Consider the following 12176-nt stretch of genomic DNA (forward strand, 5'->3'; position numbering starts at 1 on the left):
AGAGCGTAAGATATGTTAGATTCAAAAGTACCTGCAGGCCCATTGGCCGAAAAATGGTCCAAACATAAATTCAATATGAAGCTGGTGAACCCAGCAAACAAACGTAAATTTACCATCCTAGTTGTAGGAACGGGTTTAGCAGGTGCTTCGGCAGCGGCTTCCCTTGCCGAACTAGGGTATAATGTAAAAACTTTCTGTTACCAGGATTCTCCACGTCGTGCACACTCTATCGCTGCACAAGGGGGTATCAATGCCGCAAAAAATTACCAAAATGATGGTGACTCGGTTTACCGTTTATTTTATGATACCATCAAAGGTGGAGATTACCGTGCTCGTGAGGCTAACGTTTACCGTTTAGCTGAGGTATCGGTAAATATCATCGACCAATGTGTGGCACAGGGGGTACCATTTGCGCGTGAGTATGGTGGTCTTTTAGATAATCGTTCGTTCGGTGGTGCTCAGGTATCCCGTACATTTTACGCACGTGGTCAAACCGGGCAACAATTATTATTAGGTGCTTACTCGGCTTTGAACCGTCAGATTCAAAAAGGAAAAGTACAATCTTATACCCGCCACGAGATGTTGGACATCGTAAAAATTGATGGACAGGCTAAAGGGATTATTACACGGGATTTAGTAACCGGAAAAATTGAATCGCACGAAGGACATGCCGTATTGTTGTGTACTGGAGGGTACGGAAACGTATTTTTCTTATCAACAAATGCTATGGGATGTAACGTAACGGCAGCATGGAGAGCACATAAACGTGGCGCTTTCTTTGCGAATCCTTGTTACACGCAGATCCACCCTACATGTATTCCTGTAACGGGCGACCACCAATCGAAATTAACGTTAATGTCTGAATCATTGCGTAATGATGGTCGTGTTTGGGTTCCTAAATCACAGGAGGTTGCAGCAAGATTGCGTAAAGGCGAAATTACAGCAAACGACATTAAAGAAGACGACAGAGATTATTTCTTAGAACGTAAATATCCATCATTCGGTAACTTGGTTCCACGTGATGTGGCCTCGCGTAATGCGAAAGAGGCTGTTGATGATGGTCGTGGTGTAGGTAAAACAGGCTTTGCCGTTTACTTGGACTTTAAAGATGCTATACAGCGTTTAGGTGAAGATACTGTACGTGCAAAATACGGTAACTTATTCGACATGTATGCTAAAATTACAGACGAAAACCCGTATAAACAACCGATGCGGATTTACCCGGCAGTACACTATACAATGGGTGGTGTATGGGTAGATTATAACTTAATGACTACAATACCTGGATTATATGCTTTGGGTGAAGCGAACTTCTCGGATCATGGTGCAAACCGTTTAGGTGCTTCTGCATTGATGCAAGGTCTTTCCGATGGTTACTTCGTAATTCCGTATACAGTAGGGGATTACCTGGCTAATTTAGGTACCTTTGCTCCTGTTGACAAAAACCATCCTGCATTTGAAGAAACGCGCAAAAATGTGGAGAACAACATCAATAAGTTACTAAGCTTAAAAGGTGAAAAAACGGTAGATGATATCCACAAACAGTTGGGTCTTATTATGTGGGAATACTGTGGTATGGCGCGTACAGCAGAAGGTCTTACTAAAGCGAAGGGCCTTATTCAGGACTTAATTAAAGAATTCTGGACAAACACGAAAGTGTTGGGCGAAAACGAAGAGATGAACATGTCTTTGGAAAAAGCTGGCCGTGTAGCAGATTTCTTGGAATTGGGTGAATTAATGGTAGACGATGCCTTAAACCGCAATGAGTCTTGTGGTGGTCACTTCCGTCTGGAGTCTCAAACTGAAGAGGGTGAAGCAAAACGTGATGACGAAAATTACACCTACGTTGCGGCTTGGGAATACAAAGGTGAAGGCCAGCCAGAAGTACTTCATAAAGAAGAATTGGTATTCGAAAACGTTAAGTTAACACAAAGAAGTTATAAATAGGCTAGTTAGATTCTAGATCTAAGTACCCAAATCATATACAGATATGAGCAATCACATGAATTTAACGCTAAAAATTTGGCGTCAAAAAAATGATAAATCAAAAGGTCAATTCGTTACTATTCAAGCGAAGGAAATTGCCGACGACATGTCTTTCTTAGAAATGTTGGATGTAGTAAATGAAGATTTAACACGTAAAGGTGAAGACCCTATATATTTCGATCACGACTGTCGCGAAGGTATCTGTGGCATGTGTTCATTGGTGATAAATGGTCGCCCACACGGACCAATGGAAGGCACAACAACCTGTCAGTTGCATATGCGTAGTTTCCACGACGGACAAACTATTGTTATTGAGCCATGGCGTGCTGCAGCATTCCCTGTGCTGAAAGATTTAGCAGTAGACCGTACCTCGTTCGACCGTATTCAGCAGGCTGGTGGTTACGTAAATGTAAACACGGGTGGTGTGCCAGATGCCAATACCATTCCTATTCCTAAACGTATTGCAGATGAGGCTTTCGAATCGGCAACATGTATTGGTTGTGGAGCATGTGTGGCAGCATGTAAAAATGCATCAGCGATGTTGTTCGTATCGGCAAAGGTATCGCAATTTGCCTTACTTCCGCAAGGTCAAACGGAACGCTATGAGCGTGCTCAAGCCATGGTAGATCAAATGGATGCCGAAGGCTTTGGTAACTGTACCAATACAGGTGCTTGTGAAGCTGAATGTCCAGTAGGAATTAAACTTACCAATATTGGTCGTTTAAACCGAGAATATCTGACTGCAAAAATCTTCCGTCAGGAGGATGTACATAACTAAAAAAATAAAGCCTTTCCGAAATGGAAAGGCTTTATTTTTTACCTATTCTTTAGGCCAGTATTACCTTAAATAATGGCTCTTTTATTCCAAAAACTATAACACTGAAGGTCTAGAAATATCAATAACCTCAGTAAGGCCAGTAGCGTCAAAACGATCCAACAAGGCATCCGTACCCTCTTCCAATTTGTAATCCATTTCATCCTTATAAATCGGAATTAAAGCATAAAAATTAATAAACTTCCCATCTTTTGTGTGTAACCTTAAGAAGTCTTTATCGATGGATAACATCGGTGGCAGCAGCAGCATACAGCCAAAATTCGTATTGGCAATAGGATCAGCGTCCAGCCCATTCGGAATGGTATGCCCATACCCTAACCAGGTTTTATATTGATGTGGAAAACGCGCTAACATCTTTAAAAAATAAAGCGGCCAATAGTTGTCGTCGTCTTGAAAATCTGCTTCCGATATTTTCCAATCTGCCGGCAATAGTACCATCAGTTCGGCACGCTCATAGTCGTTCGGATTTTCCAAACCCTCCGGCACATGCATGGGCAGGTCACTCATCCCCGAGGTTATCAAAATATGATACGGATATTTTGCGGAAGGTTTTACCCAGTGCACATCAATATGCACGAACTCCGATACTATTTCATGAAACACCTGGTCGGGACTGCCTATATAAGTGGCTATATGTTGTTCAATTTCCGGCAGATATTCACTCCTAGTTACAGGCAATATGTTCTTATCCTCCGTCGTAGCCTCGTTGTTTTCATAACGATACACGGTAGACCCTCCATTTGTTATTTCCGGACCTGCTGCTGGTGTTGCTGGTGTTGCTGGTGACCCATTATCTAATTCCGCACCCGACTGAATAATTTTTTTTACCTTTTCCCAAAAACTCATATACCATTATTTTATAGTTTAATTATCAAAAAACGCAACAATAGCCTGCCTAAATCGTGTTCTCACCGGCTTTCCATCGATTAATCCAGGTGTCCACTTTGGTGATCTACGCATAACGCGAAGGGCCTCCTTAGCAAAATCAGGACTAATTTTATCGGCGTTTAAAAGTTTGATGTCACAGATCTCGCCATCTTGGCATACCATAAATTCAAACTGCGCCTCCTGCCTTAGGCCATATTTTACATAAGCAGCACTGTCGAGATTATTGGCTGCACGGCTAAGGTCGATATTTTGGGTTATAAACTTCTGCCAACCACGAACGCCACCTTTAAATTGAGGGACAACATCGACGTTCAATTGCGCAGTAGTATCCACGTTAGTTTGGGAAATGGTTTGTGCCGAAATTTGATTTGTCGTGCACAAAAAGAAAGTAAGTACGTAAAAATAGAGTCTCATATACGAGGGTCAAATTTGTTTGTATGCAATTCGTCATTTATACCGATTAGCATACAAACAAATATCTTGCCTATACGGAATGTTTATAAAAATATTATGCTTTAGGCAATTCAATATTTACATTAAAGTCTCCATTTTCGTCTGTTATAAAAGACATTGGACGCTGCGGATCCTTAATAATCTCAAACAAGGTATATCCCCAAGGCTTCCAAAAATTTTCGAGCACCTGACCATAAGTTTTTACCTGCCAGTCATCGAATATGGGCTTCAATGTCCAATCGTTCAGAGGCATAGGCTCCACAAATACCTTTTGAGGTGTTTCCATATACGTATATTCTGGCAATCGATTAAAAAGATAGGCCGAATAAAAATAACGCGCACAGATTTCTTCAAACTGAATCGGGTGCAGGGTATGCCCCGCTACCTGCTTCAACACATCTTCATGATAAATTGCATGGGTACCATTATCCTGCAAAGTAGCAACAATAGCAAAATCGTTCATACGCAACGAAAAAATTAAGGTATTGATTTCGTCGCGGTACATAAATGTTTCCGCTGCATTATCGACCGGAAATACAGCGATGCTATATGGATTTTTATGCTCAAACTCCATGGGCACACTAATCGCTTGTAACATATAATGTAGATTGCGGAATTTCTGCACCAGTGCCTGTGAGAAATTCATTTCCTCGCCCGATAAAACCGATTGACGTATTCCTACCTGTATTTCATTAAATACTACACCGTATAATATTTTAGCTACCCAATAAAAGAGTATTTGCTCGTCGAGCTGTTTTACTGCAGCATAGCCCTGCTGCATAGCACGTTCTACGGCCGATTCCACTTTTTCAAAAGCCATTGCTGCCTCCATAGAACAGGGCAGCTGCAGCTTTTTATAAGTCAACATACTTTCATCCAGCATTTTAAAAGGTTTATCTTCTAAATCGAAAGCACGCATCATCCATACCGGGAAAACCTGTATTTTCTCTTCCACAGATTGTAATTCCTTCCCGGTTAAAAAACAAGTTTTATTGTCGAATGTAAATGCCTGAAAGGGGTTGTAAAGTTTTGTTGCCATAGCTTGCAAATGTAAGGGTTTAACCAGATTTATTCGCCATGGAATGTGCTCTTGACTAAAATCTGACGGAGCAAGAACGGATCCCGCAATGCTTTATGGGAAAAAAAATCTTTAATAACTTGGTATTTAGCCCTAAACAATCTTATATTTAAGACATTCACTTACCAAAAAACCTGTTGTGGCTAAAGGAGCTCTTCCAATTGGACCATAACTTTAATAAACCATTTATGAAACGATTATTTAAACTATTGTATTTTCAGGTTATCCTTGCTATCCTCATCGGTATTTTATTAGGCCATCTATACCCAGCGATAGGCATCCAATTAAAACCCCTGGGCGACGGGTTTATAAAATTAATAAAAATGATTATTGCGCCCTTAATTTTCTGCAGTATTGTATTGGGAATTTCGGGGATGGAAGATGTCAAGAAAGTAGGGAAAATTGGTGTTAAATCTATGCTATACTTTCAATTCACCACCTTCGTCGCCATGGGTATAGCGCTGCTCGTGGTCAATTTAGCTGCTCCAGGTTCGGGCATGAATGTAGATGTAAAGACCTTAGATACCTCCCAGGTCGATGGCTATATCGAAGCAGGCAAACAACATAAAGGAATCGTTGCTTTTATTTTGGACATTATTCCAAACAATATATTTGGTGCATTAGCGGAAGGCAATATTCTACAGGTATTATTCTTCGCTGTGCTGTTGGGTTTGGCATTTTCAAAGCTAGGACACAGAGCTGACCCCGTAAAAGTCGTTATGCAATCTTTTTTGGATGGCATTTTCGTCGTCATAAAAATGATAATGAAGGTAGCGCCAATTGGTGCAATGGGGGCGATTGGTTTTACGATAGGAATGTTTGGTATCGATATTTTAAAATCCCTAGGTCTAATGATGCTTTGGTTTTATGTAGCCTGTCTGCTATATATATTTGTTTTTATAGGCCTTTTATTGTGGCGATATAATATGAGTATATGGAGATTCTTACTGTACATAAAAGAAGATCTATTGATTGTTTTGGGCACCTCATCCTCAGAATCGGTACTTCCCGCCATTATGGATAAGTTAGAGCGAGCAGGCTGCAACCGTTCTGTTGTACGGCTTGTAATTCCTACCGGCTACTCTTTTAATCTAGATGGTACAGCGATATACCTCACCATGGCGTCGGTGTTTCTGGCACAGGCCATCAATCAACCTATGGGGTTAGGCGAGCAACTATTTTTAGTATTTGTATTAACCATTACTTCCAATGGAGCCGCAGGTGTTACGGGTAGTGGTTTTATTATATTAGCAGCATCTTTACCTATTGTAGGGCATATTCCAGTAGAGTCTATCGCTATTGTCTTTGGTATAGACCGATTTATGAGTGAGGCGAGGGCAATAACCAACATAATTGGAAATGCATCAGCTACCCTTATTATGTCCAAATCAGAAAAATCTTTGGATATGGAAACCTATAAAAAGGTTGTCGGCTAATAAAATAATAGGAGCTATTGATTTGATGAGGGGCTTTCCCTAATAGAGATAATTTTTTACGGAAAACGCTATTTCTGCAGCTTTGTTAAGTATCATAAAATGCCCCGCACGGGCAATTTTTATCGAGTAATCGACATTCTGAATTGGGATAACCCTATCCATATCGCCATGGATATGCATGCAATTTAGGGGTATACTTGTATGATCCCAATTTACAATACAGTTTATAGCCCAGCGTAAAAATTTAGGGTCGCTGTCTTTCACAATTTCCGCTAACAACTGCTTCTCCTCCGTACTACCGAGGGTAAACAACCAGTTCAACAGCATAGTAGGCTGAAGGAAATACCTATCGGGAATAAGCCGGTGTAGGGGGAAAAATTTAGATAAGGGTAAACTTTTGGGAAGCTCATACTTGTTTTTTGCCGATGATATTAAGACAATCTTCCCGAAATTATATGTTTTGGATAACTCACTGATGCACATTCCACCAAAAGAAACGCCTATAACTTTGGCGCCTTCTTTGGGTATCTGATAATGGTTTGCCAGGCGCTGCACATAACACGATAGGCTTTCTGCAGCGCCTGGTGGTAGCCATTCTATGTGTACGAATTCAAATCTAGCGGTTAATTTTTGATATCCATCTGCGGCATCGTTAAGTCCTAAATGATGGAGAAGTGGAGCGTATACTCTTTTATCGGCACCTAAACCACTAAATAAAAATAGCTTCTCCATCCTTTGCACTAACCAATATTAACCTTAAAATCTTGAAATACCAAGGCTGCATTAACGGAATGCCCTTCCTTATTTTTGACGCCCTTTAGTTCGGAGGTTTTCCCCTTTTCGAGCAGATTTTTCATTTCCTTTTCTTCGAGAAACACCCCATTCAAAGTACGCCAGATTTTAAAATCACATCCGCGGGCATAATGATCACATTGCGCCAGCTTTTCGTACAACAAAATATTTCCTGAAGCACATTTCGGGCATTTGATTTTCCCCTTTTGTTGAGGTTTTATTTCTTCGGGAGTCAATGCGATGCGCAATTGCAACAACTCTTTGGTAATCTTGGCCGTATAATCTTTAATATGTTTCATAAACACAGCATACGACACCTTATTGGCGCGCATCTCTTCCAGCTTCTGTTCCCACTTTCCAGTAAGGGTAACCTTGGCGATAGAGCGATCTTTAACCAAATTGAAAACCGCTAAGCCCTTTTCTGTAGGAATAAGTTTCTTTTTTTCTCTTTTGATATACTCGCGCTGAAACAAGGTTTCAATTGTTGCGGCACGTGTTGCCGGTGTACCCAGACCACAATCTTTCATCGCTTGCCGCATCTCCTCGTCTTCAATTTCCTTACCCGAGGTTTCCATGGCCTTCAATAAGGAGGCTTCGGTATGTACCGGTTTTGCCTTTGTAAAACGTTCAGCCAATTCTACGGAAAGAATTTGCAGTAGCTCCTCAGCAGTAAGTTTGGGTAACTGTGCATTTTCATTATCCTGATCATCGGTATTTTTATCCTCATCAGGCGCTTCAATCTGCTCCGGCGATAAGCGCCAACCATACTGCTTTATAACGGTACCTTTAGCTATAAGCTCTACATTATGGGCATCAATAACCACGGTAGTAATATCCTTTAAACATTGCTCAGAAAAACTTTCTACCATACGCTTGGCGATCATATTGTAGATATTTTGCTGCTCCTTAAGCATATGTCCGGGTTTTTCATCCGTAACCAACAGGGCATGGTGATCCGTTACTTTTTTATCATCTACAGAACGCTTATTCAGCTTCGCGCCAATAAGGTTGCCGGCAATCGCTGCAATACCTTCATCGGCGTTATCTGCTAGGTGTTGAAAAAGATCGTTTATAGTTTCAAAAACATCCTCGCCGATATAACGAGAGCCCGTACGCGGGTAGGTAATAACCTTCTTTTCGTACAAGGTCTGTGCAATACTGAGCGTTTGATCCGCAGAATAGCCAAACTTTTTATTCGCATCCTGCTGCAACGAAGTTAAATCAAACAATAACGGTGGTGGCTCCTTTGTTTCCTTAGCCTCCACCTTCACCACTCTAGCATTAGTACCTACTGTAATTTTAGCCAGTGCTTCTTCGGCAATTTCTTTTTTATCTATCCTTTCTGAGGTAGCTTTAAAATTGATATTATCCTTTTCAAAACTCGCCTGAATTTTATAAAATGTCTGCGCCTTAAAGTCTTTATTTTCGATGTATCGTGAACATATCATCGCCAAAGTCGGGGTTTGAACACGCCCCAAAGACAACAAACCCTTATTTCCTGCGGCTAAGGTTATGGCTTGGGTAGCGTTAATACCGATAAGCCAGTCGGATTCGGAACGCGATCGTGCCGACATATAAAGGCTATCGTATTCGGTGCCTTCTTTAAGATTGGCGAAACCTTCTTTAATGGCTTTATCCGTTTGTGATGAAATCCATAGTCGTTTAAACGGTAATTTAGCGCCTAAATAATAATAAATATTACGGAAGATAAGCTCCCCTTCACGTCCCGCATCTGTTGCCACAATAATCTCGTCGGCTCTATCCATAAGGCCTTTGATAATATTAATCTGCTTCAGAGCACCCCCATCGTCTACCTGCTTCCCATCTTTACGGACTTTTTTTACCTCAAGACTAAATTTTTCCGGAATTATAGGCAGATTAGCCACCGACCAACTTGTATAACCATAAGCCTGTGGTGTACACAACTGCACTAAATGCCCAAAGGCAAAGGTAAAAGCGAAACCGTTGCCTTCCATATAACCATCCTTTACCTCCTTCGCTCCCATTACACGTGCCAAATCTCTCGCAACCGAAGGTTTTTCTGCTATTACTAATTTCATGCGTTAAAATAAAAATTTCCTACTGCCTGCTTTTAATCCAAAGAGGCAATAGATATTCCTTGAATTTTGCGGTACAGATCCATTGCGTAAATATCGGTCATGCCAGACACAAAGTCCAATACGGCTCTGATTTTAGCGTAAGTATCGTCCTGGTCGGTATGAAATTGCTGTGGTATCATGGCGACCACCTTTTTGTCAAACATGGTTTTCCTCGTTTTGGTATAGGCCGGAATAAATTCCTCCAAAAGAGCGTTCATAACCTTAAACCCTGCAATTTCTATCTGCACAACTGCAGGAGCATTATAAATTTTTCTGACCGATATATCGGATATAACCTTCAACTGCGTTACAATATCGGGTGCCAAAGCATCCAGGAGTGCCTTATCAAAGGTACCGTTCAAAAACCGCTCCTGCTCCCTTACGAAAACTTCTACACAACCATTTATTAAGGTGTTTATGGCTTTAGCACGTAGTAGGGATACCCGACTAGCACGATCATCAAGATCGGCAAGGCGTTTTTTCAAGTCCTCAGCTCCACATAAAGGAAGTAGCAGTTGCTCAATCTCCTCGTAACTTAGGATTTTCAGGTGATGGGCATCCTCCAAATCGATGATATTATAACATATATCGTCTGCAGCCTCCACCAAATATACTAGAGGGTGCCGCACATAGCCATTGGCATTACCAGGGTCTTTTTTTAACCCCAATTCCTGCGCTATCTTCTCAAAAGTCTGCCTTTCCGTTTCAAAAAAACCATACTTCTTACGGTGATGTATACCGGTAACATGGCCATCAATAGCGGCACAGGGGTATTTCACAATCGCAGCCAAACTGGTATAGGTTAAGGCAAAACCTTTAGGGTCTTTACCCCGAAAAGGGTGCGTAAGAATACGTAAAGCGTTGGCATTACCTTCAAAATGTGTTAAATCTTCCCATTGCTCTCTGCTCATCCTATCTTGGTACTTCTGCCCTTTCCCTTCGGTAAAAAAAGAAGATATCGCAGCTTCACCGGAATGCCCAAAAGCAGGGTTTCCCAAATCATGCGACAGGCATGCTGCCGAAATTATATTCCCAACCTCTTGCAAAAAGGGCACCTCGTGGTCGATATCCGGGTTAACCTTTTTTATGCGGTTGTAAAATAAACGACCTAAAGACCGCCCCACCGACGCGACCTCTAGGCTATGGGTAAGCCTATTATGAACAAAAACCGCTCCCGGCAAAGGAAATACTTGTGTTTTATTCTGTAAACGTCGGAATGGTGACGAAAATATCAACCGATCGTAATCGCGTTGGAATTCAGATCGCGCATCAAATTGTTCGTTGATTTCACGGAGTTCATATCCCCACCTTTTTGCAGATAACAGTTGTTTCCAGTTCATTAAATTTTTGGGTTTTCAAACACAAATATACATTTTCTCGAATAGAACAGTCGGTGCCGCGCCATAAAGATCGGCCCTTAGCCTGCCTACCTGCCCTTAGAAAAATTCGACATTATAAATTTAGCATTAAAAAATACGACCTATAACTTTTGTATCCCTTTTTTTATTTGTATTTTTAAGTATTAAATCCTGACTATTATGACAATCTATACGCTTCCGAAACATATTGACTTTGAAGGACAAGTAAACGCGAAAAACACCCATCTATTTACACTGAAGAATAGAACCGGTATGGAAGTTGCCTTTACAGACTTTGGTGCACGTATTGTGAGTATTCTTGTACCTGATAAAAATGGAAATTTAATCGATGTGGCATTGGGGTTTAAAAGTATCCACGACTATTTCGCCGCCGATGAAAAGTATCACGGTGCCAGTGTTGGGCGCTATGCCAATCGGATTGCTAATGGCCGCTTTGAACTCGAGGGCAAGACTTATACCTTACAGCAGAACAATGGCCCGAACAGTTTGCACGGTGGCCCCCAGGGCTTTCACAATAAAGTTTGGGACCGCCAGGTGAGCATGCAAAAAAAAGTTGACTTTTATTATACCTCTCCCGATGGGGAGGAGGGCTTTCCGGGAACGTTAAATGTGCATGTAAGTTATGAATTGAGCAATGATAATGAAATAATTATCCATTACAGGGCGACAACAGATAAAACAACTGTGGTGAACTTAACTAACCATACTTACTTTAATCTTAACGGGGAAGGCGACGGCGATATTTTAAGTCATATGGTTGAAATACCGGCCGAAACGTATTTGCCTATAGACGAACATGCTATTCCTTTCGGGTTTGAGTCGCCTGTTGACGAGACAGCATTCGACTTTAGACTGGCCAGGAAAATTGTAGAGGCACTAAATCCTGAAGACGAGCAAATACAACGTGGGCATGGTTATGACCATACTTTTGTTAATAAACAACCCCTAACGCAAGTTGCCGCCACCGTATACTCGGAGGTTTCAGGCATAAAGCTTGATGTTTTCACGACAGAACCTGGTATTCAGTTTTATACCGGAAATTTCCTTTCCGGCAAGGATACAGGGAAATCGGGCAACCGCTATCTTTCACAGTCTGCATTCTGCTTAGAAACACAGCATTTTCCGGATAGCCCCAACCGCTCCAACTTTCCGAGTGTCGTTTTAAAACCAGGAGCTGTTTTTGAGAGTACGACCATTTATAAATTTGGCCTTGTTAAATAAGGTGAAATG

10 protein-coding genes are annotated in these 12176 nt (G+C 41.4%); 4 read left to right on the forward strand and 6 right to left on the reverse strand.

The annotated features are described in order from the left end of the window. The first annotated feature begins 12 nt into the window (after positions 1 to 12). Positions 13 to 1947, forward strand: coding sequence for a fumarate reductase/succinate dehydrogenase flavoprotein subunit (locus ACL9RF_RS13015; protein WP_422801069.1), 1935 nt, complete (start codon positions 13 to 15; stop codon positions 1945 to 1947). Between the two features lie 43 nt (positions 1948 to 1990). Next, positions 1991 to 2764 carry a succinate dehydrogenase/fumarate reductase iron-sulfur subunit gene (locus ACL9RF_RS13020; protein WP_422801070.1) on the forward strand — a complete coding sequence of 258 codons (774 nt, stop codon included), beginning with the start codon at positions 1991 to 1993 and terminating at the stop codon, positions 2762 to 2764. Between the two features lie 93 nt (positions 2765 to 2857). Here ACL9RF_RS13020 and ACL9RF_RS13025 read toward each other — a convergent pair whose 3' ends face one another. The 3 genes from ACL9RF_RS13025 to ACL9RF_RS13035 all read right to left on the reverse strand — a co-directional run bounded on the left by ACL9RF_RS13025 (position 2858) and on the right by ACL9RF_RS13035 (position 5201). Beyond that, positions 2858 to 3667, reverse strand: a complete 810-nt coding sequence (locus tag ACL9RF_RS13025; protein ID WP_422801071.1) for a suppressor of fused domain protein — start codon at positions 3665 to 3667, stop codon at positions 2858 to 2860. A gap of 18 nt (positions 3668 to 3685) precedes the next feature. Continuing rightward, positions 3686 to 4123, reverse strand: coding sequence for an energy transducer TonB (locus ACL9RF_RS13030; protein WP_422801072.1), 438 nt, complete (start codon positions 4121 to 4123; stop codon positions 3686 to 3688). Positions 4124 to 4217: 94 nt separating this feature from the next. After that, positions 4218 to 5201 (reverse strand): hypothetical protein, encoded by a 984-nt coding sequence (locus ACL9RF_RS13035; protein ID WP_422801073.1) that lies wholly within the window; start codon positions 5199 to 5201, stop codon positions 4218 to 4220. Between the two features lie 227 nt (positions 5202 to 5428). Between ACL9RF_RS13035 and dctA the strand changes: the two genes are divergently transcribed. After that, positions 5429 to 6676, forward strand: coding sequence for a C4-dicarboxylate transporter DctA (dctA, locus tag ACL9RF_RS13040; protein ID WP_422801074.1), 1248 nt, complete (start codon positions 5429 to 5431; stop codon positions 6674 to 6676). A gap of 39 nt (positions 6677 to 6715) precedes the next feature. Here dctA and ACL9RF_RS13045 read toward each other — a convergent pair whose 3' ends face one another. From ACL9RF_RS13045 to ACL9RF_RS13055, 3 genes are read right to left on the reverse strand one after another with little or no spacing between them, the layout of a single operon-like run. Continuing rightward, positions 6716 to 7408 carry a hypothetical protein gene (locus tag ACL9RF_RS13045; protein WP_422801075.1) on the reverse strand — a complete coding sequence of 231 codons (693 nt, stop codon included), beginning with the start codon at positions 7406 to 7408 and terminating at the stop codon, positions 6716 to 6718. Positions 7409 to 7416: 8 nt separating this feature from the next. Next, positions 7417 to 9528: a DNA topoisomerase 3 gene (locus ACL9RF_RS13050; protein ID WP_422801076.1), complete on the reverse strand. Its 2112-nt coding sequence runs from the start codon at positions 9526 to 9528 to the stop codon at positions 7417 to 7419. Positions 9529 to 9560: 32 nt separating this feature from the next. Then, positions 9561 to 10907 carry a deoxyguanosinetriphosphate triphosphohydrolase gene (locus tag ACL9RF_RS13055; RefSeq protein ID WP_422801077.1) on the reverse strand — a complete coding sequence of 449 codons (1347 nt, stop codon included), beginning with the start codon at positions 10905 to 10907 and terminating at the stop codon, positions 9561 to 9563. A gap of 198 nt (positions 10908 to 11105) precedes the next feature. On the opposite strand from ACL9RF_RS13055, the gene ACL9RF_RS13060 reads away from it, so the two are divergent. Further along, positions 11106 to 12167 carry an aldose epimerase family protein gene (locus ACL9RF_RS13060; protein WP_422801078.1) on the forward strand — a complete coding sequence of 354 codons (1062 nt, stop codon included), beginning with the start codon at positions 11106 to 11108 and terminating at the stop codon, positions 12165 to 12167. The last annotated feature ends 9 nt before the right edge of the window (positions 12168 to 12176 follow it).

Source organism: Sphingobacterium sp. Mn56C, assembly GCF_049319645.1.
Taxonomy (GTDB): Bacteria; Bacteroidota; Bacteroidia; order Sphingobacteriales; family Sphingobacteriaceae; genus Sphingobacterium.